21 protein-coding genes are annotated in these 22,826 nt (G+C 73.8%); 17 read left to right on the plus strand and 4 right to left on the minus strand.

Translation table 11 applies throughout. The features are described 5' to 3' along the window. Positions 1-50: 50 nt before the first annotated feature. Positions 51-1,784 carry an APC family permease gene (locus tag AC1DYZ_RS01265; protein WP_477063412.1) on the plus strand — a complete coding sequence of 578 codons (1,734 nt, stop codon included), beginning with the start codon at positions 51-53 and terminating at the stop codon, positions 1,782-1,784. Here AC1DYZ_RS01265 and AC1DYZ_RS01270 read toward each other — a convergent pair. After that, entirely contained in the window at positions 1,781-2,164 is a 384-nt protein-coding gene (locus tag AC1DYZ_RS01270; RefSeq protein WP_477063413.1) for a hypothetical protein, read from the minus strand. The two genes, AC1DYZ_RS01265 and AC1DYZ_RS01270, sit on opposite strands and share 4 nt — an antisense overlap. Positions 2,165-2,349: 185 nt before the next feature. Between AC1DYZ_RS01270 and AC1DYZ_RS01275 the strand changes: the two genes are divergently transcribed. Genes AC1DYZ_RS01275 through AC1DYZ_RS01320 form a run of 10 tightly spaced genes read left to right on the plus strand, consistent with a single transcriptional unit; the run spans position 2,350 to position 14,099 of the window. Then, positions 2,350-3,567, plus strand: coding sequence for a toxic anion resistance protein (locus AC1DYZ_RS01275; protein WP_477063414.1), 1,218 nt, complete (start codon positions 2,350-2,352; stop codon positions 3,565-3,567). Positions 3,568-3,595: 28 nt separating this feature from the next. After that, positions 3,596-4,120: a hypothetical protein gene (locus AC1DYZ_RS01280; protein WP_477063415.1), complete on the plus strand. Its 525-nt coding sequence runs from the start codon at positions 3,596-3,598 to the stop codon at positions 4,118-4,120. Further along, complete coding sequence (locus AC1DYZ_RS01285; protein ID WP_477063416.1) at positions 4,117-5,481, plus strand: AAA family ATPase; 1,365 nt, start codon at positions 4,117-4,119, stop codon at positions 5,479-5,481. The genes AC1DYZ_RS01280 and AC1DYZ_RS01285 overlap by 4 nt, the downstream gene beginning before the upstream one ends. Further along, positions 5,478-6,770, plus strand: a complete 1,293-nt coding sequence (locus tag AC1DYZ_RS01290) for a hypothetical protein (protein ID WP_477063417.1) — start codon at positions 5,478-5,480, stop codon at positions 6,768-6,770. The genes AC1DYZ_RS01285 and AC1DYZ_RS01290 overlap by 4 nt, the downstream gene beginning before the upstream one ends. Then, positions 6,767-7,702 carry a glutamate ABC transporter substrate-binding protein gene (locus AC1DYZ_RS01295; protein ID WP_477063418.1) on the plus strand — a complete coding sequence of 312 codons (936 nt, stop codon included), beginning with the start codon at positions 6,767-6,769 and terminating at the stop codon, positions 7,700-7,702. The genes AC1DYZ_RS01290 and AC1DYZ_RS01295 overlap by 4 nt, the downstream gene beginning before the upstream one ends. Further along, on the plus strand, positions 7,699-8,811 hold the full coding sequence (locus AC1DYZ_RS01300) for a hypothetical protein (RefSeq protein ID WP_477063419.1): 1,113 nt from the start codon (positions 7,699-7,701) through the stop codon (positions 8,809-8,811). The genes AC1DYZ_RS01295 and AC1DYZ_RS01300 overlap by 4 nt, the downstream gene beginning before the upstream one ends. Continuing rightward, positions 8,808-11,090 carry a serine/threonine-protein kinase gene (locus AC1DYZ_RS01305; protein ID WP_477063420.1) on the plus strand — a complete coding sequence of 761 codons (2,283 nt, stop codon included), beginning with the start codon at positions 8,808-8,810 and terminating at the stop codon, positions 11,088-11,090. Before AC1DYZ_RS01300 ends, AC1DYZ_RS01305 begins: the two co-directional genes overlap by 4 nt. Then, positions 11,075-12,106, plus strand: coding sequence for a PP2C family protein-serine/threonine phosphatase (locus AC1DYZ_RS01310; RefSeq protein ID WP_477063421.1), 1,032 nt, complete (start codon positions 11,075-11,077; stop codon positions 12,104-12,106). The genes AC1DYZ_RS01305 and AC1DYZ_RS01310 overlap by 16 nt, the downstream gene beginning before the upstream one ends. Before the next feature lie 8 nt (positions 12,107-12,114). Beyond that, a complete protein-coding gene (locus AC1DYZ_RS01315; RefSeq protein WP_477063422.1) occupies positions 12,115-13,392 on the plus strand; it encodes a vWA domain-containing protein in 1,278 nt (425 codons plus the stop codon). Next, positions 13,389-14,099, plus strand: a complete 711-nt coding sequence (locus AC1DYZ_RS01320) for an FHA domain-containing protein (RefSeq protein WP_477063423.1) — start codon at positions 13,389-13,391, stop codon at positions 14,097-14,099. Before AC1DYZ_RS01315 ends, AC1DYZ_RS01320 begins: the two co-directional genes overlap by 4 nt. On the opposite strand, the gene AC1DYZ_RS01325 is transcribed toward AC1DYZ_RS01320, so the two are convergent. Continuing rightward, a complete protein-coding gene (locus tag AC1DYZ_RS01325) occupies positions 14,100-14,777 on the minus strand; it encodes a rhomboid-like protein (RefSeq protein WP_477063424.1) in 678 nt (225 codons plus the stop codon). A 50-nt stretch (positions 14,778-14,827) separates the two neighbouring features. After that, entirely contained in the window at positions 14,828-15,061 is a 234-nt protein-coding gene (locus AC1DYZ_RS01330) for a hypothetical protein (protein ID WP_456823648.1), read from the minus strand. Positions 15,062-15,285: 224 nt separating this feature from the next. On the opposite strand from AC1DYZ_RS01330, the gene AC1DYZ_RS01335 reads away from it, so the two are divergent. After that, positions 15,286-15,825 carry an AMIN-like domain-containing (lipo)protein gene (locus AC1DYZ_RS01335; protein ID WP_477063425.1) on the plus strand — a complete coding sequence of 180 codons (540 nt, stop codon included), beginning with the start codon at positions 15,286-15,288 and terminating at the stop codon, positions 15,823-15,825. On the opposite strand, the gene AC1DYZ_RS01340 is transcribed toward AC1DYZ_RS01335, so the two are convergent. Continuing rightward, on the minus strand, positions 15,826-16,602 hold the full coding sequence (locus tag AC1DYZ_RS01340; RefSeq protein ID WP_477063426.1) for an alpha/beta fold hydrolase: 777 nt from the start codon (positions 16,600-16,602) through the stop codon (positions 15,826-15,828). 122 nt (positions 16,603-16,724) lie between these two features. Between AC1DYZ_RS01340 and AC1DYZ_RS01345 the strand changes: the two genes are divergently transcribed. From AC1DYZ_RS01345 to AC1DYZ_RS01365, 5 genes are all read left to right on the plus strand, one after another. Continuing rightward, positions 16,725-17,063, plus strand: coding sequence for a YciI family protein (locus tag AC1DYZ_RS01345; RefSeq protein ID WP_477063427.1), 339 nt, complete (start codon positions 16,725-16,727; stop codon positions 17,061-17,063). Beyond that, the gene (locus AC1DYZ_RS01350; RefSeq protein ID WP_477063428.1) at positions 17,060-18,271 is read left to right on the plus strand and encodes an RNA polymerase sigma factor; all 1,212 of its coding nucleotides are present in this window, start codon (positions 17,060-17,062) and stop codon (positions 18,269-18,271) included. Before AC1DYZ_RS01345 ends, AC1DYZ_RS01350 begins: the two co-directional genes overlap by 4 nt. Positions 18,272-18,335: 64 nt before the next feature. Beyond that, positions 18,336-19,787: an outer membrane protein assembly factor BamB family protein gene (locus AC1DYZ_RS01355; protein WP_477063429.1), complete on the plus strand. Its 1,452-nt coding sequence runs from the start codon at positions 18,336-18,338 to the stop codon at positions 19,785-19,787. Positions 19,788-19,824: 37 nt separating this feature from the next. Continuing rightward, complete coding sequence (locus AC1DYZ_RS01360; RefSeq protein ID WP_477063430.1) at positions 19,825-21,297, plus strand: outer membrane protein assembly factor BamB family protein; 1,473 nt, start codon at positions 19,825-19,827, stop codon at positions 21,295-21,297. Between the two features lie 21 nt (positions 21,298-21,318). Next, positions 21,319-22,797 carry a glycosyltransferase family 39 protein gene (locus AC1DYZ_RS01365; protein ID WP_477063431.1) on the plus strand — a complete coding sequence of 493 codons (1,479 nt, stop codon included), beginning with the start codon at positions 21,319-21,321 and terminating at the stop codon, positions 22,795-22,797. Positions 22,798-22,826: the final 29 nt, after the last annotated feature.

The raw sequence follows: 22,826 nt of genomic DNA on the forward strand, positions 1-22,826 counted from the left end.
GTCACCGCCCGAGGCAACGAGGCCTCGGGCTCAGCCGCTGTGAGGTTCCGTTGACTTCTCCGACCGCCGACGCCGCTCCGCTCGGGTTCCCCGAGACCGGCAAGGGACTCAAGGGCGGCGCGCTCGGCCTGGTGTCGAGCGTCGTCGTCGGCACCGCGTCCACCGCCCCCGCGTACAGCCTCGCGGCGAGCCTCGGGTTCGTCGTGGCGGGCGGCGGGGCGATCCTGGCCGGCGTCAAGGCGCCGGCCATCATCCTGCTGGCCTTCGTCCCGATGTACCTGATCGCCGTCGCCTACCAGGAGCTCAACCGCGCCGAGCCGGACTGCGGGACCACGTTCACCTGGGCAGCCCGGGCGTTCGGGCCGATCACCGGCTGGTTGGGCGGCTGGGGGATCATCGCCGCCGACGTGATCGTCATGGCGAACCTCGCCCAGATCGCCGGCGCGTACTCGTTCACCTTCGTGGCGGACCTGGGGTGGGAGGCCGTCGGGGAGCTGGCATCGAGCACGCTCTGGACGACGGTCGCCGGCCTGCTGTGGATCGCGATCATGACGTACATCTGCTACCGCGGCATCGAGGTGTCGGCGCGCATCCAGTACGTCCTGCTGGCCATCGAGGTCGCCGTGCTGATCATGTTCTCGGTGGTCGCACTGGGAAAGGTGTACTCGGGCAACGCGGAGTTCTACTCGCTGATCCCGTCCTGGGACTGGTTCTGGCCGGGCGGGCTGAGCGTGGCCGACGTCATCGCCCCGGCACTGCTCACGGCCGTGTTCATCTACTGGGGCTGGGACACGGCCGTCTCGGTCAACGAGGAGTCGGACGACCCCGCCAAGACCCCCGGCCGCGCGGCGATCCTGTCGACCGTGCTGCTGCTGGTCACCTACACGCTCGTGTCGACGGCGGCGGTGGCGTTCGCGGGGGTCGGCACCACGGGCATCGGGCTGGGCAACCCGGACAACGCCGACGACGTGTTCGCGGCGATCGGGCCGGCGCTGTTCGGCGACACCGCGCTCGGTCACATCGGGCTGCTCCTGCTGTCCGCGTCGATCCTCACGTCGGCATCCGCGTCGACGCAGACGACGATTCTGCCGACGGCCCGGACCACCCTGTCGATGGCCGCGTACAAGGCGATGCCCGCGGCGTTCGCCAAGATCCACCCCAGGTACCTGACGCCGGGCGTGTCGACGATCGCGATGGGCCTGGCGTCGATGCTCTTCTACGCGATCTTCACGCTCATCAGCCCGAGCCTGCTGACCGCGCTGATCGGGTCGGTCGGCCTGATGATCGCCTTCTACTACGGCCTCACCGGGTTCGCGTGCTCGTGGTTCTATCGACGGACGCTGCACCACAAGCCGCGCGACTTCTTCATGCAAGGCGTGCTGCCCTCGCTGGGCGGCCTGATCCTGCTGGTCGCGTTCGTGTACGCGCTGAAGTCGTTCGCCGAGGTCGACTGGCTGCAGGACGAGAACGGCAACGACGTCACCATCGCCGGGGTGGGCGCAGTGGCCGTCGTCGGAGTCGTCGCGATCCTCATCGGCGCGGTGCTCATGGTGGTCTGGCGGCTGCGGGCGCCGGCGTTCTTCCGCGGGGAGACGCTGGCGCGCGCCGGGTCGCACGACCTGGTGCTGGTGGGCTCGGGGGCCGCCGACGAGCCGGTGTTCCGGTTGCCCGACTCGGGCCTGCCGGGCATCGTCATCGCCCCCGACCTGTCCAACCTGCCGAGGGGGGAGCGGGCCATCGACCCGGTCACGGGCGACGAGGTGCGCCCCGACGAGGAGCCCTAGCTCCCCGCGATGACCTTCGCCTTGGCCACCCGGTACTCCTCGTCGTCCAGCCGACCCCCCGCGTGCAGCGCGCTCAGGCGCTCGAGCCGCGTGGTGACGTCGTCCACCGGGGGTGCCGGGTGAGCGGAGGCGTGCTCCTGCCGGCTGCGCTGGAACGCGTCCGCCCCATCCCTGGCCGCGGTCGCTGCTCCCTTGCCGAGCGCGACGCCGGTCTCCCCGACGACGACGACGGCGGTCGCGCTCTTGGACGCCAGGGAGCCCTTGGTGGAGTCGCTCACGGGCAGCTTGTCGATGCCGGCGGCGACGACGCGCTGCACGTCCTGGGCGATGCCGAGCCGCCGGAGCCGCTCCTCGAGGGAGGCCTTGTCGTCGGGTGTCATCTCCCGATCCTGCCCCATCTCACCGCGCGCTCGTCGCCCCCTGCCTGGGCATGGCAGAGATCGGTTGGTCTCCGGGCCGGAACGGTCTTGCGTGCTACTGTCCCCAACAGGATGCTTGACCATTCCATGACCATTGCAAGGCGCAGAATGATCGCCCTGCGACGACCTGGACGTGAAGGACGACGATGACCGAGGCAGCTCCCCTCCAGCCCCCCGCGCCGCAGTCCGTGTTCGCGCTCGAGGCGCCCGCGCCGGTGTCCCCGGTGGCCACGACGGCGGCGTCCGGGATGGCTCCGCAGATCCCCGAGGCCGCGCTGCCGGGGCTCGACGCGAAGGTCTCGGCGTACGTCGACGGACTCATGGCCGCGCAGGTGGGGTCGCCGGAGCTCGCGCGCAAGGCCGACGACATCCGGCTCATGGGCGACTCCGACATCCGCGGGGCGGCGGAGACGTCCAACCGGCTGCTCCAGATGCCCGTCAAGGAGCTGCGCGAGGGCGGCGTCTCCGGCACGTCCCAGGTGAGCAAGTCGCTGCTGGACCTGCGCAAGACGGTCGAGAGCCTGGACCCCAGCGAGGCCACGATCGGCAAGAAGCTGCTCGGGCTCATCCCGTTCGGCGACTCGATGACCGACTACTTCCGGCGCTACGAGAGCTCGCAGAAGCAGATCGACGCGATCGTCCGCGCGCTCTACAATGGGCAGGACGAGCTGCGCAAGGACAACGCGGCGCTCAACCTGGAGAAGCAGCACCTCTGGGACACCATGGCCCGCCTGCACCAGTACATCTACGTCGCGGAGTCGCTGGACCGGCGCCTGTCGACGACCATCGCGGAGCTCGACGCGACCGACCCGGCGCGGGCCAAGGCACTGCGCGAGGACGTCCTGTTCTACGTGCGCCAGAAGCACCAGGACCTGCTCACGCAGCTGGCGGTCTCGATCCAGGGCTACCTCGCGATCGACATCATCATCAAGAACAACGTCGAGCTCATCAAGGGTGTCGACCGGGCGACGACCACCACCGTCGCCGCCCTGCGCACCGCGGTCATCGTCGCCCAGGCGCTGAACAACCAGCGGCTGGTCCTCGACCAGATCACGGCGCTCAACACCACGACCACGGGCCTCATCGCGTCGACCGCCAAGATGCTCAAGGAGCAGTCGGCGGGGATCCAGGAGCAGGCGGCGCAGGCCACCGTCGGCCTCCCGCAGCTGCAGCAGGCGTTCACGGACATCTACGCGACGATGGACTCGATCGACACGTTCAAGGTCAAGGCGCTCGACTCGATGGCGACGACCATCGGCGTGCTCGAGACCGAGACGACGAAGGCGCGCACCTACCTCGACCGGGTCAAGCGCGCGGACACCACGGACGTGGCCAGCGGTTCGCTCGACCTCGGCACGAGCTGAGCACCGAGGGTCTGGGTAGGCGCCACACATGAGCTGGTTCGCGCGCCTGAGGGGGCGGCGTCAGGAGCCTGAGCTCCCTGCGCCGCCGCCTGCCCCGACGACGGCCGACATCCTCGCGTCCGCCCACCAGGTGGAGCAGCAGATCGTCGGCAAGGTCCCCGGCGCCGTGACGGCCCGGGTGCACCGCATCGCCCGGACGGTCGAGGAGATGGCGCCGCGGCTGGACCGGCTGGGCGCCGGCAGCCGGCAGGCGCACACCGTCGTCGCGACCGCCACGAGCTACCTCCCCGAGGCGGTCGGCGGGTATCTGCGCCTGCCGCGGGACTTCGCCGACCGTCGCGTGGTGTCCAAGGGGAAGACCTCGCTGATGGTGCTCTGCGACCAGCTCGACCTGCTGGGCGTGACGCTGGACAAGATCTCCGACGCCGTGTCGCGCGAGGACGCCAACGCGCTCGTGGCCCACGGCCAGTTCCTCGCCGAGAAGTTCGGCGAGTCCTCGTTGGCCCTGGCGCCCGACGCCGGCCTCGACACCCCGCAGAGGGAGCTCCCGTGACCCTTCCCGATGCGCTGGACACGCTCGCGCAGGCCGGCGCCGCGGCCGGGCTGGACGAGGCCGCAGTCCGCGACGAGGGCGCGCKGCTCGCCGCCGCCGTCGCGGAGTCGGTCMCGGGCGCGGCGGCCGCCTGGCTCACGGCCGTCGGCTCGCCCGACGCCACCTACGGCGCGTTCTTCTCGGCCGCGTCCAGCGCGCGGCGGTGGCGGTCGGCGCCGACCGACCTGCTAGCGGGGCTCGTCGCCGAGGGCTCCTCGCACGCCGAGGCGTACGCGACCGCGCTCGCCGGCGTGGTCTCCGCGGCCTGCGACCTCGGGCCGGCGGAGATCGACGTCATCGCGCGCGCCTCCGCCACCGCCGCGGTGCAGCGGGCAGCCGTGGGTGGGCCACCCCAGGGGACGCCGACCCCGGCGGCCTTCTCGATGCCGGGCCTCGATCTCCCAGGCATCGAGCCGCCCCCGGGCACGGCGCACGCTGCCACACCGCCGCCGGGCACCACGTTCCACCCGGAGGAGAAGCCCGCCAAGACCCTCGAGGAGCTGCTGGCGGAGCTGGACGCGCTCGTCGGCCTGTCGCGCGTCAAGGCGGAGATCCGCCAGCAGACCCAGCTGCTCCGCATCGAGAAGCTGCGGACCGAGGCCGGCCTCACGGCGCCGACGCTCACGCGTCACCTCGTGTTCCTCGGCAACCCCGGCACCGGCAAGACGACGGTCGCGCGGCTGGTGGCCGGGATCTACCAGGCGTTGGGGCTGCTGACCAAGGGGCACCTGGTCGAGGTGGACCGCTCCGAGCTGGTCGCGGGGTACCTCGGGCAGACGGCCGTGAAGACGTCCGAGGTCGTCGCGACCGCGCTGGGCGGCGTGCTGTTCGTCGACGAGGCGTACGGCCTGGCCGAGGACCAGTACGGCGCCGAGGCGGTGAACACGCTGGTCAAGGACATGGAGGACCACCGGGACGACCTCGTGGTGATCGTCGCGGGCTACCCCGGGCCCATGGCGACGTTCCTCGCGACCAACCCGGGCCTGGAGAGTCGGTTCTCCACCACCGTGGAGTTCGACGACTACACGGACGCCGAGCTGCGCGAGATCTTCGCGCGCACCGCGGCCAAGGCCGACTTCGAGCCGACCCCCGAGTGCCTGACCCGGTTCGAGGAGCTCGCGTCGCTGCAGATCCGCGACGAGGGGTTCGGGAACGGCCGGTACGCCCGCAACGTGCTGGACCAGGCGATCACCCGGCACGCCTGGCGCCTGCGGGACGTTGAGCAACCGACGGTGGAGCAGCTGCGGCTGCTCCTCCCCGACGACCTGGTGCCCGAGTCCGACGTCGCCGCCGTGCCCGCCCACATCGAGGAGTCAGCGTGACGCAGACCATCGCCCAGCCGGCGACCCTTCCCGCGGTCGCGCCGACCCCCGCTCCCGCGCCGGTGCACCGGACGGGCGTGCGCGGCGCGCTGCGCCGCACGCCCGGCAAGATGCGCGTCGCCGGCGTCCTCGCGGTCGTCGCCTCCCTGGCCGTCGGGGTGCTCGGGCTGCGGGCGGGCCTCGCGCAGTCGGACGCCCTCGCCGACGCCGACGCCGACACCACCCAGCTGGTCGGCATCCAGGACGTCCGCAACGACCTGGTGGTCGCCGACGCGACCGCGACCAACGCGTTCCTCGTCGGCGGCCTCGAGCCGCCCGAGCAGCGTGCCCGGTACGACGAGGCCGTCGCCTCGGCCGCGAACGGGCTCGCGCAGCTGGCCGGTTCCAACGAGGCGGACGCCGAGCTGCTGGGCAAGGCGACCGCCGGCCTGACCACCTACACGGGGCTGGTCGAGCAGGCGCGGGCCAACAACCGGCAGGGCTTCCCGGTCGGGGCGGCCTACCTCGACCAGGCGTCGACGGTGCTGCGCACGGACGTGCTCCCGCACCTGGACGACCTGGTCGGCGCCAACAGCGACCGGGTGGACGCGTCCTTCGACTCCGTGGCGTCCGTGCCGTGGCTGCTCGCGCTCGGCATCCTGGCACTGGCGGTGCTCGTCGTCGTGCAGGTGTGGCTGGCCCGGCGCACCCACCGACGCCTGAACGCCGGGCTGTTCTGGTCGACCGTCCTGGCGCTCGCCGCCAGCGTCGGCGGGGCGGTGGTGCTCGGGTCCACGGCGCAGCGGGCGACGGACGTGCAGCACGGCCCGTACGACGAGACGGTCTCGGTGTCCCAGGCGTACTCGCTGGCCAACGACGCGAAGTCGATGGAGTCGTTCACGCTGATCAAGCGCGGCTCCGGGGCCTCGTACGAGGAGACTTTCGTCGCCGAGACGGACGAGGCGCGCACGCTGCTCTCGCGGGACACCGTCGACCCGGGCCTGGTGCCGCTGCTCGACGACTGGGTGGCCGCGCACCAGGAGATCCGGAAGCTCGACGACGGCGGTGACTGGGACGGGGCCGTCGCGCTGGCGATCAGCACCGGCGATGGCACGCCGAACGGGAAGTTCGACGCGTTCTCGACCGCCGCGTCCACCAGCCTCGAGGCCAGCGCGCACGAGACGCACGTCGGCCTGTCCGGGTCCGGCGGGTCCGCCGTCCTGGTCGGCTGGCTCATGCTCGTCGCCGGTCTGCTCGCCGCGGTCCTGTCCTGGCGCGGCATCTCGACCCGAGTGGAGGAGTACCGGTGACCACCACCCAGAGATGGCGCCGTGGCGCGGTCGTCGCGTCCCTGCTCCTGCTCGCGGGCTGCACGGTTGCTCCGACCGCCGTCCAGCCGGCCGCAACGACGTCGGCCCCGGCGACGGCCGCCGCCGTGCCCGCCGCGACCGAGTGCGACAACGCCACGACGTCCTACGCGCCCGACGGCGGCCCCGCGCCGACCGTCGACGCGATCCGTTCGCGCGGCGCCCTGCGCGTCGGCATCTCCGCCGACACCCTGCTCATGGGCGCCCGCAACCCGCTGTCGGGCCAGATCGAGGGCTTCGACATCGACATGCTGCACGCGATCTCGGCGGCGATCTTCGACGGCGACCCGAACAGGCTCCAGTTCCGGGTGATCACCTCCGCCCAGCGCCTCGACGTGCTCACCAACGGCGAGGTCGACCTCGTGGCCCGCACGTTCACCATGAACTGCGAGCGCTGGGACTCCATCGCCTTCTCGGGCGAGTACCTGCACGCCGGGCAGAAGGTGCTGGTCACCCGCGACTCGACGGCCACCGGCATCGACGACCTGGCGGGCAAGCGCGTCTGCGCGCCGGACGGCACGACGACCCTGACGCGGCTGCAGGAGACCTACCCGGACGTGACGGCCGTCAGCGCCCCGACCCACACCGGCTGCCTCGTCCTGTTCCAGCAGGGCAAGGTCGACGCGATCACCGGCGACGACACGATCCTGGCCGGGTTCGCGGCGCAGGACCCCTACGCGAAGGTCGTCGGCGACGCGTTCAGCGACGAGCCGTACGGCATCGGCGTCAACAAGGACCAGGTCGACCTCGTGCGGTTCGTCAACGGCGTGCTCGACCGGATGAAGGCCGACGGCACCTGGGCGGCCACCTACGACCGCTGGCTGCACGCGCTGGGACCCGCGCCGACGCCGCCCACCTCGGTGTACGGCCGGTGAGCGGACCCGACGCCCCGGACCCGCCCGGGAGGCTGGGCGAGCCGATCCCGGCCCCCCAGCTGCTCGCGTACCTCAGCGGCCTGGAGGCGTGGCTGGCGCACCGGCGCACCGAGCTGGACCGTCTGGACCAGGCGGCGCAGGCCTCGCCCGCGTCCGAGAGCTACACCGACGACGTGCTGCTCGCGCTGACCATGTGGCAGGCGATCCGGACCCGCACGGACGAGCTGGTCGAGGTGTGGGACTCGGGCCGGGCGGACGCCGTGGACCGCGAGAAGATGTCGCAGCTCGTCTGGGGGCGGCTCGACTCCGGGCTGGGCGCCGCGCTGGTCTCGCTGGTCGAGGCCGTGACGCTGTGCGACGCGATGATCTCCCAGGTGCGGGCGCGGCTGTCGTTCGACCCGGACACCGCGGACCAGGCGTCCCGTCTGCGCGGCCTGCGGGCGGGGTTGGTCCGCTGCGAGGACCTCGCGGGCCTCGACGTGGCCGCCGGCGAGCTCGTCGCCACCTTGCGTGCGCGGGAGCAGAAGCTCGTCACGCAGGCGGCGCGCGGCGCCGACATCAGCGGCCCGCTGGCCGAGCTGGAGGCTAGCGCCGCGGTGGCGGAGCGCGACCTCATCGTGCAGGTGTCCCAGCGGCGCACGGTGGAGAAGGGGCGCGCGGACGCGGCGGCGACGGTGGCCGCGCTCGAGAAGCGGGAGCCGACGCTGCACGAGCTGGCGGACCGCTGCCGGCGCGAGATCGCCCGCCCGCCCAAGCTCGCGGTGCCCGACGTCTCCCGCCTGGGTCCGGTGCCCGCGACGCGCACCGAGCTCGACTCCTACGTCGACCGGCTGGGGGCCGTGGGCCGCGCGTTCGACGCCGTCGCCGATGCCTACAGTGCGCCGCTGCGTGAGCGCGCGGAGCTGCGCTACCGCCTCGAGGGTGCGCGCGCCGCCGCCGACGCGAACGGGCGCAGCGCGTCGCCGACCGTCCGGTCGGGGTACGACGAGGCCCGCGCCGTCGTCGCCCAGACCCCCTGCGACCTCACCATGACCCGCTTCCTCGTGGAGCAGTACGAGTACCTCACCCGCGACCTGCCCTCGGCGGGTCAGGAGGGACGACCCCGATGACCGCATGCATCGAGCCCGGCTGCACGGGCACCTACGAGGACGGCTGGTGCAACGTCTGCGGTTCGCCGCAGCCGGCCTCGTCGGCGCCTTCCGCGGCCGCGTCCGCCACGTCGCTCCTGGGCACGGGAGTCGCCCAGGCGGCCCCGGACCACGCAGCGGGTGAGGAGGTCGCCGAGCGTTCGACCCGCACCGGTCGGACGAGCTCGAGCCGCCTGGCGACCGTCGCCCTCGGCTCGGCCCGCACGGCGGCCACGGGCTCGCGGCCCACGCGACGCGTCGGCACGTCCTCGACGCGCCTGCGCGGGGCTCGGCTGGGCGCCGGGCTCACGACGGTCCCGCCCGCACCCGTCCAGGACCCGCTGCAGGCCGTCATGGCCGTGCCGGAGGTCGAGGAGCGCAAGCGGTTCTGCCCCAAGTGCGGCGCCGAGGTGGGCCGCTCGCGCGACGGCGTGCCCGGCAGGACGGCTGGGTTCTGCCCCAAGTGCGGCACCCACTTCGACTTCACGCCCGCGCTCAACCCCGGCGACGTGGTCGGCGGACAGTACGAGGTGGTCGGCTGCCTCGCGCACGGCGGCCTCGGCTGGATCTACCTTGCGCGCGACCGCAACGTGTCCGGCCGGTGGGTGGTGCTCAAGGGCCTGCTCAACTCCGGCGACCCCGACGCCTACGCGGCGGCGATCTCCGAGCGGCAGTTCCTCGCCGAGGTCGAGCACCCGCTCATCGTCGAGATCTACAACTTCGCCATGCACGAGGGCGCCGGCTACACCGTGATGGAGTTCGTCGGCGGGCGGTCTCTCAAGCAGATCCTGCAGGACCGCCGCGAGGCCGCGGGGGTCGTCACGCCGCTGCCCGTGGACCAGGCGCTCGCGTTCGTCCTGGAGATCCTCCCCGCGTTCGCCTACCTGCACGACGTCGGCCTGCTGTTCTGCGACTTCAAGCCGGACAACGTCATCCAGCAGGGCGACGCGGTCAAGCTCATCGACCTGGGTGGCGTGCGGCGGGTCGACGACCTCGACTCGGCGATCTTCGGCACGGTCGGCTACCAGGCGCCCGAGGTGCCCGTGGTCGGGCCGTCGGTGGCCTCCGACATCTACACGATCGGGCGGACGCTGGCCACGCTGGTGCTCGACTTCCGCGGCAACACCACCACGTACGCCGCGTCGCTGCCGCCGGTGGCCGACACCCCGGTCTTCCAGACCTACGACTCGTTCTACCGGTTGCTGGCCAAGGCGTGCGCCGTCGACCCGTCCGACCGGTTCGCCACGGTCGACGAGCTGCGGGCCCAGACGCTCGGCGTGCTGCGCGAGGTCGTCGCGACGGACCGCGGCCCGGGCAGCCCTGCGCTGCACTCGGCGGCGTCGGTGCTGTTCGAGGCGCCCACGTCCGACGAGGCCGGCCACCCGCTGGCCTGGGACCAGCTGCCGGCGCTGAAGGTCGACCCGAGCGACCCGGCGGCCAGCTGGCTCGCGGGCGTCAACGTCAACGACCCGGTCCAGCGCATCGCCGCCCTGGCCGAGGCCCCCGAGGACTCGGTCGAGGTCCGGCTGCGGCGGGGGACCGCGGCGATCGAGGCCGGGCGCCGGGACGTGCTCGACGGGACGATCGCGCAGATCCTCGCCGACGGCCCGTGGGAGTGGCGGGCGGCCTGGTTGGGCGGCCTGTCGCAGCTGGCCGCGGGGGAGCCGGTGGCGGCGCGCGCGTCGTTCAACGCGGTCTACGGGCAGGTGCCCGGCGAGCTGGCGCCCAAGCTCGCGCTCGCCACGTCGTGCGAGCTCAGCGGCGAGCCGGACATCGCCGAGTCGCTGTACGTCATCTGCGCGCGCTCGGACGCGAACTACACCGCGCCCGCCGCGTTCGGCCTGGCCCGGATCCGCAGCGCGCGGGGCGACACGGACGGCGCTCTCGCGGCGCTCGACCTGGTCACCGCGACGCGCAGCTCGTACGTCGAGGCCCGGATGATGCGCGCCCACCTGCTGGCGGGCTCCGCCCAGGACCTGGGCGCGCTGTCCGCCGCCCTGGCCAGCGTGCACGGCGTGGCCATCGACGCTCGTGCGCGCTCGGCGCTGCGGGTCGACGTGCTGGGCAACGCGCTCACCACGGTGCTCAAGGACGGCCCGTCGAAGAACGTCCAGCTGGACGGTGTGCCCGCGCAGGAGGCCGGGCTGCGCGACGCGCTCGAGGCGGCGCTGCGGGAGTCCGCGACGCTGGCCGACAGCCACGACGAGCGGATCGAGCTCGTGGACAAGGCGAACGGCGTGCGCCGGTGGACCACGTGGTGACCTGCGCGTCCTGCGGCACGGTCGCGGGGGACGGCGCGGCGTTCTGCGAGCAGTGTGGCGCGTCGCTGGCCCCGGTGGTGGCGCCTCCCGTCGTGGCGGCCGAGCCCGAGCCCGTCGTCGCCCCGGTCTGCCGAGCGTGCGGCGGGACGATCGCCGACGACGGCTACTGCGAGCTGTGCGGAGAGCCCGCGGTCAACGAGCGCGACCACTGGAGCGAGCTCCCGTCCGCGCTCGTCGGCGGTGTCTGCGACCGCGGTCGTCGGCACGCTCGCAACGAGGACGCGATGGCGCTCGCGGTCGCGGGCACGACCGCGGTGCTCGTCGTCTGCGACGGCGTCTCGACGGTCGCCGACTCCGACCTCGCGAGCCTGGCGGCCGCTCGCGCCGCCCGGGACGTGCTCGCCGGGGGTGCCGCGGGCAGCACCGTGGGCACCTGGTCGGCGCTGCTCGACACCGCGGCCGCGGCCGCCGACCGGGCCATCGCCGACGCCATCGGCGACATGGCCGAGCGCGCCGAGCCGCCGTCGTGCACGTTCGTCGCCGCGGTCGTCGACGGCCCGACGGTCGTCGCCGGGTGGCTGGGGGACTCGCGTGTGTACTGGGTGCCCGACGAAGGTGCAGCGCTGCAGGTCAGCGTCGACGACTCCGCCGCGAACGAGCTGATCGCCCGAGGCGTCCCGCGGGCCCGGGCCGAGGCCTCGCCCGAGGGCCACGCGATCACCCGGTGGCTGGGCGCCGACGCCGAGACCGTCGTGCCCAGCACCGCGACCACCCGCGCGCAGGGACCCGGCTGGGTGCTCGTGTGCTCCGACGGGCTGTGGAACTACTGCTCCGAGGCCGCGGACATCGCCGACCTGCTGCACCGCACCGCGGCCGGGCGCGGGCCGGCGCCCGACGCGATCGCCGGAGAGCTGGTGCGGTGGGCCAACGAGCAGGGCGGGCACGACAACATCACCGCTGCGCTCGCCCGCGTCGACGCGGGCTTCGATACTGTCCACACGTCAGAGACGATCTAGGAGCCATAGTGGCCGACTTCCGCACCGAGGTGTTCCAGAACGAGTTCCTCTCCGAGGGTGCCACGGACGTGCACGCCATCGTCACGGTGACGAGCTCGGGTGCGGGCACCGCGGCCACCAGCGGCGGGGGCGTCGCGGAGATCGTCATCATCGACACGTCCGGCTCCATGAGCGGTCCCAACATCGAGGCTGCCAAGTACGCGGCCCAGGTGGCGGTCGACCAGATCGTCGACGGCACGTGGTTCGCGGTCATCGGCGGCAGCCACGTGGCCAACCGCGCCTTCCCGTACCCCAACGCGCCCGTCGCGATCGTGCAGATGGAGCCGGGCGCGCGCGCCGAGGCGAAGCGGGCGATCTCGTTCATGCGCCCGTCGGGCGGCACCGCGATGAGCACCTGGCTCCGGCTGGCCGACGCGATCTTCGCCGAGGTGCCCCAGGCGGCGCAGCGGCACGCGATCCTGCTCACCGACGGCCGCAACGAGTCGGAGCCGAAGCTCGAGCTGGCGCAGGCGATCAGCGCGGTCACCGGCCACTTCCAGTGCGACGCGCGGGGCGTCGGCTCGAGCTGGGAGGTGGCGGAGCTGCGCTCGATCGCGAGCGCGCTGCTGGGCACGGTCGACCTCATCCGCGAGCCGGMCGACATCGCCGAGGACTTCCGCGCGCTGGTGCAGACGTCGATGTCCAAGGGCGTCGCCGACGCCGAGCTGCGCGTGTGGGCGCCGCAGGGCGCGCAGGTGCTCTTCGTCCGTCGGGTGGCGCCGACCGTCGAGGACCTCACTGCGCGCCGCACCGAGGTGAACGCCCTCACGGGCGCGTACCCGACCGGGGCGTGGGGCGACGAGTCGCGCGACTACCACGTGGCCATCAGGGTGGCGTCGAAGCCGGTCGGCTCGGAGCAGCTGGCGGCGCGCGTGCAGATCGCGGTCGGGGGAGAGGTCCAGGCCTCGGGGCTGGTCAAGGCCCGCTGGTCCGACGACAGCTCGCTCACCGCGCGGATCAACCCCGAGGTGGCGCACTACACCGGCCAGGCCGAGCTCGCGTCGGTGATCCAGGAGGGCCTGGCGGCGAAGGCCGCGGGCGACGAGGCGACGGCGACCGTCAAGCTGGGCCGCGCCGTGCAGCTGGCCGCCGAGACCGGCAACGAGGAGGCCACCTCCAAGCTGCGCCGGGTGGTCGACGTCGACGACGAGGAGAAGGGCACCGTGCGGCTCAAGCGCAACGCCGACAAGCTGGACGAGATGGCGCTCGACACCGCGTCGACCAAGACCACCCGGGTCCGCCGGTGAGCACCGTCGTCTGCCCCAACGGCCACCAGTCCACGTCGACCGACTACTGCGACATCTGCGGCTCGCCGATCGAGAGCTCCGCTCCTCCCGCGTCCGCACCCACCCCCGCGGTCGCGGCGACGACGACCACCTGCCCGCACTGCGGCGCCCCGGCGTCGTCCCTCGCGCTCTTCTGCGAGACGTGCGGCTACGACTTCACGACGGGCTCCCTGCCGGCCGCGGCGGACCCCGACCCCGCCCCCGTCGTCGCGACCCCCGCACCCGACCCCTCGCCGCAGCTGCCCACCCCGGCCCCCGACGGCCAGGACGCCTGGGTCGCGGAGATCTGGGTGGACCCGGACTGGTACGAGGCGCAGCAGCCGGAGGAGCCGATGCCGTCGGCCGGGCTGCCCGGCCTGGTCCCGCTGCGCGAGCGCAGCGTGCTGGTCGGCCGCCCCTCCGAGTCGCGCAACATCCACCCCGCGGTCGACTGCGGCTCCGACTCGGGTGTCTCGCGGCGGCACTGCCAGCTCAACACCGACGGCCAGCGCTGGTGGGTCGAGGACCTGCAGTCGTCCAACGGCACCTACGTGAGCCGCGCGGGCGACCCGCTGCCGACCACGCCGATCCCGCCCGGTCAGCGGCGCGAGATCGAGGACGGCGACCGGCTCTACCTCGGGGCGTGGACGCGCATCGTGGTCCGGACGGCGCTGCCGGGCGAGGTGTAGTCAGGCCCGCACGCGACGGTCGGCGGCGACGGCGCGGGCCGCGACGAGGGCGAGCAGGAGCCCGATGGCCAGTGCGCTCGCGTGGCCGGCGTCCGTGAAGGTGCGGTTGATCGCGCCGGGGAGCAGCCAGAAGATCGCGGTCGCGCCGAGGTACCACCAGCGCCAGCGCGGCGGCACGGCGAGCACCAGGAACCCCATGGCGGCGGCCATGACGTAGCTCACGCCGACGTCGGTGGCCTCGGCGACGCTCTCGTCGACGAACCCGTGGAAGATGCCGGTGGCCAGGCCGGCGGCGACGATCAGCCCCGCCCCGACGTGGCCGGCCAACCCGACCACCAGCGAGGCCAGCCGCCCGACGAACCGCTGCAGGTAGGCGAGGACGACGAGGAGCGGCACGACGAGCAGCAGGCCACCCACGCTCTCGACGACGAACGCGCTGCCGAGCATCGACAGCAGCGGCTCGACCCGGAGGTTGTTGAGGTTGCCGCTGACCCTGGCCAGGATCTCCGCCTGGCGCTCGTCGGGCTGCAGCAGGACCGCCAGCGTCACGACCGTCACGGCGGCGCAGTAGGCGATGGCGAGATCCGCGCGGGCGACCGTGCGACCGGCGTCGCGCAGGACCACCCCGGCCAGCTGGCGGGCGGTGCGCCGGTCCGGCGCAGGCAGCCCGTCGGTCATGGCGGTCACGCTACCGTCGCCGTCCGGACGGCGACCCGCCGACGGCGTGGTCAGCGGCGGTGTGCGCGGGCGGCCGCGTCCGCGAGCATCCGCTCGAGGACGGCGTGGCGGTCCCGGGCGAGCCGCGCGCCCGCCTCGTCGTGCCGGCGTACCGCCTCGTCGTACTCGTGGTGCGCCCGGCTGGTGGCAGCCGCGATCCGGAACCACGGGGCGCCCTCGAGCTCGCGCCGCACCTGCGCCTCGACCTCGATGTTCAGCTGGTGCAGCTGGTCGGTGACGGTCATCTGCTCGGCTCCTTCGCCCTGTCCGTCTCCATCGTGCGCGCCGCCACCAACAGAGTCGGGGCGACACGCGCACGCTCTCCGTGGAAGGAGCGGCCCGACGCTCGGCGCATACACCTCCGCTCCGCTTCGTCGCGCCGGAATTCACCCGTTATGTCACGCCGTCGCAGCCCTACCCTGGAGGATCGGACATCACCGAGATGCCCGCGCGACGAGGAGGTCGTGCGATGAGGCGAGCATTCGTGTCGATCGTGCTCCTGTTGGGTGCGTTCCTGCTGGTCCCGGCGTCGGGTGCGACGGCGGCGCCCTACTGCGGCCTGGTGTGGGGTTCGCTGGAGAAGTCGGCGTCCGGGCTGTCTCAGGCGCCCGTGGTCAACGTCCGGACCGGGCAGCACGCGTGCTACGACCGGCTCGTGATCGACGTGGCGGGCGACGTCGGCGGCTACACCGTGCGCTACGTGACGCACGTGACGGCGGACGGTTCCGGGTTCGTCATCCCGACGCGCGGCGGCGCGGCGCTGGAGATCACGGTCAACGACCCGGCCTACAACGCAGCCGGCACGCCGACCTACTCCCCGGCGAACAAGAACGAGCTGCGGAACGTCTCGGGGTACCGCACCTTCCGCCAGGTCGTGTTCGCCGGCACCTTCGAGGGGTACACGAGCGTCGGGCTGGGCGTGCGCGCGCGGCTGCCGTTCCGGGTGTTCGCCCTCGACGGCCCGGGCACCTCGTCCCGCCTGGTGGTGGACGTCGCGCACCGGTGGTGATCAGGCGAGCAGCTCGCGCACGACCGTCGCGGTGGCCTCGGCAGGGATGCCGTGGTTGGCGCCGCCGGGCACGACGACGTGCCGGGCGTGCGGGAGCAGCGCGGCCAGCGCGGCCGCGGACTCCGGCAGCCCGGGCCACGTCTCGGCCCCGGTGATCACCGCGGTGGGTACCGCGACCGCGGCCATGGCCGGGGTCGGGACGCCGAGAGTCGACGTGATCGTCGCGTCGTAGACGGTGCTCTGCGCGATCGCGACCAGCGAGGGCCAGCCCGGCGAGGCGCGGAACTGCTGGACCATGGCGGCGGGGATGCCGACGCCCTCGGTCTGGAAGAGCGCGACGGCGTCGTCCGGCCGGCCCTGGGCCAGCAGCGCTTCGAGCCGCTCGGGCAGGCCGGCCGGTCGCGCGGGCAGGGTGCCGAGGGCGAACGGGGCCTCGTACAGGGCGAGGTGCGTGATCGGGACGCCCGCGGCCACCGCGGCGAGCGCGAGGTTCCCGCCCGAGGAGAAGCCGAACACCGCGGCGCTCCCGTCGACGAGGTCGACGAGCGCGGCGAGGTCCTCGATCTCCCGCTCGATCGCGTACGGCGCGGTGTCCCCGCTCTGCCCGCGGGCGCGCCGGTCGTAGGTGACGACGGTGTGGTCGGCGGCCAGGAGGTCGGCCAGCTCGGCGCAGGTGGTGTGGTCGTTGAAGGCGCCGGTGGCGAAGACGATCGCGGGGCCGTGGCCGGCGCGCTCGTAGGCGATCGGGGTGCCGTCGGGTGAGGTCAGGGTCTGCATGGTTCTCCTTCGGTCGCAGGTGTCACCCCAGGACGAAGGAGATGGTCGTCGATGGACACTGTCCTGGGTGGCGCGCCCCGTTCGTCCTGGGGGAGAACACCGACCACCGAGGGAGACCTGCCATGGAGTACCTGCTGCTCATCAGCGCCGACGAGGAGACCGCCCAGGCCCGCCTGCGGGAGGGCGCGTTCGGCACGTTCGACGCCTGGATCACGGACCTGGAGCGGCGCGGGGTCCTGCGGGCCCACGTCGGCCTGCACGAGAGCGCGACCGCGACGACCGTGCGCCTGCGGGACGGTGAGGTCCTGCTGACCGACGGCCCGTTCGCCGAGGGTCGCGAGCAGGTGGGCGGGCTCGCCCTCGTCGACTGCGCGGACCTCGACGAGGCGGTCGCGATCGCCGCGGCGCACCCCGCGGCGGCGATCGGGCAGGTGGAGGTCAGGCCGGTGCGCGTCTCGTGACCGACGAGGTCGAGCGGGTCCTGGCGGACACGTTCGCGCGGGACTGGGGGCGCCTCGTCGCCACCCTCATCCGGCTCACGGGCGACTGGGACCTCGCGGAGGAGTGCACGCAGGATGCGTTCGCCGCGGCGCTGCGCACGTGGCGGCGCGACGGCATCCCGGACGTGCCGCGCGCGTGGTTGACCACCACGGCGCGCCACCGGGCGATCGACCGCATCCGGCGCGAGCGCGTCGGCGCCGAGAAGCTGCGGGCGCTCGTCGACGAGCCCCGTGACGAGCCCGACCTCGACGCCCTCGACAGCGGGATCGCCGACGAACGCCTCCGCCTGCTGTTCACGTGCTGCCACCCGGCCCTCGCACTGTCGTCGCGGGTCGAGCTGGCGCTGCGGACCCTCTGCGGGCTGACGACGGCCGAGATCGCGCGGCTGTTCGGGGTGCCCGAGCCGACGATGGCCAAGCGGCTGGTCCGCACCAAGCACAAGATCGCCGTCGCGGGCATCCCGTACCGCGTGCCGTCGGCCGCCCAGCTGCCCGAGCGCACGCCCGGGGTGCTGGCCGTCGTCTACCTGCTGTTCACCGAGGGCTACGCCGCGACGGCCGGGCCGCACCTGGTCCGCGTCGACCTCTGCCACGAGGCCCTCGACCTCGCACGGCTCCTCACCGACCTGGTGCCGGACGACCCCGAGGCCGCCGGCCTGCGTGCCCTCATGCTGCTCCAGCACTCGCGCGCCGCGGCCCGGGCCGACGGCGACGGCATCCTCGTCCTGCTCGAGGAGCAGGACCGGTCGGCCTGGGACGCGGCGCTCGTCGAGGCGGGTCTGGCCGAGCTGCGGCGGGCGCTGCGGCGCGAGCAGGTCGGGCCGTACCAGCTGCAGGCGCTGATCGCGGCGTGCCACGCGACCGCGCCGACAGCCGTCGACACCGACTGGCCGCGGATCCTCGGCCTCTACGACGAGCTCGTCGCGGTGCTGCCGTCGCCCGTCGTGCGGGTCAACCGGGCGGTCGCCGTCGGGATGGCGCGCGGGCCGCAGGAAGGGCTCAACGCACTCGCGGACGTCCCCGACCACCCGCTGGTCCCGGCCGTCCGAGCAGACCTGCTCCGTCGCCTCGGCCGCACGGACGAGGCCGCCGACGCCTACCGCGAGGCGCTCGCGCGGACCACCAACCAGGCCGAGCGGTCGTTCCTGGAGCACAGGCTGCTGGACTGAGACCGCGCGAGTACCGTCGCTGGATGGGACCGCGGCGTCACATGGAGCAGGTGGGGCCGGTCCCATGAGCGCCGGCAGCGCGATGCAGCACGTCGAGCTCGACGAGACGGTGGAGGCCCCGCCCGACGTCGCGGACCGGTCTGCCCGTCATCGCGGCCGGTGGTGGGTGACCGCGGGCGGTGCCGCCGCACTCGTCGCCGCCCTCGTCGTCACCCAGACCGCCCTCGACGCCCGCGAGCGGGCGGCCCAGGAGCGCCTCGCTGCCACGCCGGGCGTCGTGCGGCCCGTCGACGCCGACGTCGGCGTGCTGTGGCGTCCCGACCCGGCGGCGCAGGCGGTCCTGCTGCAGGGGGTCGACGCCGGCACCGCCATGGTCGGGCTGGCCGTGGCCGACGACGGCTCGCAGGCGTTCGTCGGCCTCGACCAGCGCACCGGGGAGGAGAGGTTCTCGACGCCGCTCGTCGGACCGGACGGGGCCCGGGCGAGGTCCCTCGACCGCAGCGCCGCGGGGACCTGCGTCCCGGTCCCCGGCGTCGACGGACCGCCCGTGCAGGCCGCCTGCCTGGTGAGCGACGGCTTCGTGCAGTACGGCGACGAGGGCGTCGAGACCCGCAAGGCGGCGACGGCCACGCGCGTGGTCGTCCTCGACACGGACGACGGGCACGTCGTCGCGGACGAGCCCGCGCCGGGGGCGACCGCGCTGGCGGTGCTCGCCGGGCTCGCCGTGGTGAGCGTCCCCGACGCCGGGATCACCGCGCGCGACCTGCTCACGGGCGACGTCCGCTGGACGTACGCCCCGCCGACGCCCGGACCCGACCGACGGTCCTTCGCCGGCTCGACCCGGCTGTTCGCGGCCGGCGGCGTGGTGGGGGTCGCCGTGCCGGGCTGGACGGCGGCGGTGCTGTCGTCGTCGGGCGAGGTGCTGCGCGCCAGCCAGCCCGGGGATGCCGACGTCGTCGTCGACGCCGTCGCGKGGCGGCTCGCCCTGCTGTCCAACAGCGGGTCCGGCGCCCTGCGCTCCACCCTCGTTCAGCAGGCCGGCGAGCACGTCGAGCTGCCCGGCGGCCTGCTCCCGCTCACCGTCGACGACGGCAGCGTGCCCGGCCTGGTGCTCACCTCCGACGTGTCCTTGCGCGCCTGGGATGCCGACACGGGCGACGCGCGGTGGAAGGCCGACGTCGTCGCCTCCGTCAACGCCCTCGTGCTGGGCGGCCGCGTGTACCTGAGCACGCAGAACGGTGTCGTCGCGCTCGACGGGCGCACAGGGGAGGTGGTCTGGCGGGGCGAGACGACCGAGGGCAACGTGCCCGGCTTCCTGGCGACGGACGGTGAGCACCTCGTCGTCGCCGACCAGCCGGTGGTCGGGGGTCCGCGCAGCGAGCTGGTCGCCCTGGCTCTCGACGACGGGCACGCCGCGTGGCGCGTCCCGTTCCCCGACGGCCTGCGCTCGAGCGTGGCCGTGGGGCACCTGCTGCTTGGCTGGGGCGACGACGGCCGCCTCGTGGTCCTGGGCTGACGGCCGCTGGGGTCCTGCAATGACGCACGGTCGGGGTATGCAGGAGGTCGGACTCCTGGACGATGCCGCCGACGACGAGCCGCACCCCGCCCCCGGGCGGAGCCGGTGGCGCTGGTGGGCGGTCGGCGTGGCCGCGRTGGCCGTGCTGGCGCTGGGCGGGACGCAGTGGGTGATCGACCAGCGGGACGCCGCCGCGGTCGCTCGGCTCGCCCGCCTGCCGGGCGTGGCGCCGCCGCTCGGGGACTCGCTGCGGGTGGTCCGGAGCCTCTCGCAGGACGAGGCAACCTCGTTGTGGGACGGCATCGACACGGGGGAGGCGTCGGCGAGCCTCGTCGTCGCCGCGGACGGGTCGCAGTCCTTCACGGCCGTCGACAAGCGGACCGGGAAGGTGGTGTGGTCCACGCCGCTGCTGGGACCGGATGCCGAGCGCGCGAAGCCGGCGAGCACCGTCTACGGCGGGACGTGCCTGGCGGGCGCGCCGCCGCCGCAGGAGTCGGCCTTCGCCGCCTGCCTGGTCACCGACGGGTTCCTGCGCATCACCAGAGGCGGCACGCAGAATCTGGTCGCGCCGACGACCACGCGGGTGACGGTCCTCGACACCCGTGACGGGAACGTCCTGGCTGACTGGCCCACCGACGACGGCGCGCAGCTCGCCGTGCTCGCGGGCCTGCTGGTCGTCGGCCACCGCGACGCCGAGAGGGGCGTCGAGGTCGTCGCGTACGACCCGACCACCGGCGGGGAGCGCTGGCGCTACGCGGAGCCGCTGGTCGAGGATCCGACGGCTGTCGCCGATGCCATGACCGAGCACTCCTGGAGCTTCTTCGCCGCCCGTGACGTCCTCGCCTTCGGCAACGGTGGCGGGTTCACGCTCCTCTCCCCGACGGGCACCCTGGTCCGGGACAGGCTCGATGCGGGAGGCAGGGACGGGAGCATGGGCGTCGACCCCGTGACCGGCGGGCTCGCTCTCAGCAGGTACGCCGGCACTGGCGACGCGGAGACGACGACGCTCCTGTCCGCGGACGGGGACCCCGCCGGCGACCGTGTGCTCGACGGGCACCTGCTGATGACCAGCGTCGACGATGGCAGCGTGCCCGGCCTGCTGCTCACGGTCCGGGGCGCGCTGCGGGCGTGGGACCGGGACACCGGGCGCGTGCGGTGGAGCGCCGACATCACGCCCGGCTACGAGGCGCTCGTGGTCCGTGGCCGGGTCTATCTCAGCACCTCGAGCTCGCTGGTCGCGCTCGACGGCCGCACCGGCAGGACCGTCTGGGAGACGCGCGCGACCCTCGGGCTCGGCGGCGCGCTCGCCACCGACGGCCGCCACGTCCTGGCGCCGTCGACGTCGTCGTCCGACGCGGCCGACGGCGGACGGCTCATCGCCTACGACTTCGAGACGGGCGCCGAGGTGGACCGCATCCCCTACCCGCCGGGCGTCACGGACGTGCAGATGTACCAGGGCCTGCTCCTGGGGTGGTCGAGCGCGACCGAGGAGGTCTCGGTCCTGGAGTAGCGCTTCGCTACGCTCCCTCTCGTGGTCGTCGCCGACGTCGGCCGGCGTCGCGGTGCGCTCCCGGCTGTGGCCTGGCCCTGGGTGCTCGCGGCCGCGGGCGTGCTGCTCGCGGTGCTCGTCGCCCTGTCCGGGCGGTACGGACCCCACCGCGACGAGCTCTACTTCGTGGCGGCGGGCCGCCGGCTCGCGTGGGGGTACCCCGACCAGCCGCCGGTGACCCCGCTGGTCGCGCACCTCGCCGACCTGGTCGCGCCCGGCTCGCTCGTTGCTCTGCACCTGCCCAGCGCGCTCGCGGCCGCCGGCGTGGTCGTGCTCGCGGCGCTCACCGCGCGCGAGCTCGGCGGCGGGACCGGCGCGCAGCTGCTGACGGTCGTCGCGACCGGGACCGGCGCGGTCGTGGTGACACTGGGCCACATCCTGTCGACCACCACGATCGACACCTTGTTCTGGGTGGCCATCGTCTACGTGGTGCTGCGCACCGTGACCCGTGACGCGCCCCGCGGGTGGCTGGTGGTCGGGCTGCTCGCAGGGCTCGCACTCCTGGACAAGAACCTCGTGGCGTTCCTGCTGGCGGGGATCGTCGTCGGCATCGCGCTGACGAGCGAGGTCCGGCACCACCTGCGGTCCCCGTGGGCGTGGGCGGCGGCCGGGATCGCGCTGCTGATCTGGCTGCCCAACCTCGTGTGGCAGGCGACGCACGGCTGGCCGCAGCTGACGCTGGCTGCCGACATCCGCGACGAGTACTCCGGCATCGGTCCGCGGCTCGAGTTCGTCGGCCTGCTGCTCGTGCAGTTCTCCCCGGTCGCCGCGGCGCTGTGGATCTACGGCCTCGTCCGGCTGCTGCGGGTGCCGTCGCTGGTCCGGGCGCGCCCGCTGGGCTGGGCGTTCCTGGTCCTCGTCGTCGTGTTCCTGCTCACCGGCGGCAAGGCGTACTACGTCGTCGGCGCCGTGCCCGTCCTCCTCGCAGCGGGGGCCTGCGGTCTCGAGGCGCGACGAAGCACCCGGGGGATGGTCAAGGCCGGCGTCATCCTCGGTCTGAGCGCGCTCGTTGCCTGGCCCACCGGGTTGCCGCTGCTGCCCGAGAACGTACTCGGCGGGTCGGTCTACGCGGACCTCAACGAGGACCAGCTGGAGATGATCGGCTGGCCGTCGCTCGTCGCGACCGTCCACGAGGCCGTCGCCGAGAACGACGCGGCGCTCGTCGTCACCAGGAACTACGGCGAGGCCGGCGCGCTCGAGTGGTACGGCTCCGACGTGCCTGTGGCCAGCGGCCACAACGGGTACGCGGCGTGGGGACCGCCCGCCGAGGTCGTCGGGCCGGTGGTGCTGATCGGGTACGACAGCCCGCCGGGGTGGGCGGTCGGGTGCCGTCCGGTGGCAGTGGTCGACAACGGCGTCGACGTCGACAACGAGGAACAGGGCGGGCTCGTCCAGGTCTGTGACGGGCCGCGGGGTTCGTGGGCCGAGGTCTGGGCCGAGGTCACCCACCTCGATGCGTGACCTGTTGCTCCGTCCGGGGAGTTGCTCCC

The sequence above is a fragment of the Cellulomonas sp. P1_C4 genome (assembly GCF_056406355.1).

What these genes read in the sequence shown, in the direction of transcription:
- AC1DYZ_RS01275 (WP_477063414.1), top strand. Translation starts at nt 2,350, where the DNA reads ATGACCGAGGCAGCTCCCCTCCAGCCCCCCGCGCCGCAGTCCGTGTTC.
- AC1DYZ_RS01340 (WP_477063426.1), bottom strand. Translation starts at nt 16,602, where the DNA reads ATGCAGACCCTGACCTCACCCGACGGCACCCCGATCGCCTACGAGCGC.
- AC1DYZ_RS01335 (WP_477063425.1), top strand. Translation starts at nt 15,286, where the DNA reads ATGAGGCGAGCATTCGTGTCGATCGTGCTCCTGTTGGGTGCGTTCCTG.
- AC1DYZ_RS01305 (WP_477063420.1), top strand. Translation starts at nt 8,808, where the DNA reads ATGACCGCATGCATCGAGCCCGGCTGCACGGGCACCTACGAGGACGGC.
- AC1DYZ_RS01270 (WP_477063413.1), bottom strand. Translation starts at nt 2,164, where the DNA reads ATGACACCCGACGACAAGGCCTCCCTCGAGGAGCGGCTCCGGCGGCTC.
- AC1DYZ_RS01345 (WP_477063427.1), top strand. Translation starts at nt 16,725, where the DNA reads ATGGAGTACCTGCTGCTCATCAGCGCCGACGAGGAGACCGCCCAGGCC.
- AC1DYZ_RS01280 (WP_477063415.1), top strand. Translation starts at nt 3,596, where the DNA reads ATGAGCTGGTTCGCGCGCCTGAGGGGGCGGCGTCAGGAGCCTGAGCTC.
- AC1DYZ_RS01330 (WP_456823648.1), bottom strand. Translation starts at nt 15,061, where the DNA reads ATGACCGTCACCGACCAGCTGCACCAGCTGAACATCGAGGTCGAGGCG.
- AC1DYZ_RS01325 (WP_477063424.1), bottom strand. Translation starts at nt 14,777, where the DNA reads ATGACCGACGGGCTGCCTGCGCCGGACCGGCGCACCGCCCGCCAGCTG.